General features: G+C 55.5%; 1 protein-coding gene. It reads left to right on the top strand.

Features of this window, described 5'->3' with window-relative positions; genetic code table 11:
* Positions 1-229: DDE-type integrase/transposase/recombinase (locus tag IAE56_RS21010; protein WP_325167216.1), on the top strand; the 229-nt coding region annotated here is incomplete at both ends.

Raw genomic sequence — 229 nt, forward strand, 5'->3', positions numbered from 1 at the left:
CAAGACCACCGATAGCCATCATCGCTTCCGCAAACATCCCAACCTGCTCAAACCCGGGGAAAATTGCGTAGTTCCCAGTGGTTGCGAACAGGTGTGGGTGGCTGACATCACCTATCTGCCCACCGATGGAAAATTCGTTTACCTGAGCCTGGTTACCGATGCCTGGTCACGCAAGATCGTGGGCTGGAGCGTGAATGAGACGCTGCAGACCGAACATACCGCGCAAGCA

It is taken from the genome of Stenotrophomonas sp. S41 (assembly GCF_016624625.1).
In the GTDB taxonomy this organism is placed as follows: Bacteria; Pseudomonadota; Gammaproteobacteria; order Xanthomonadales; family Xanthomonadaceae; genus Stenotrophomonas.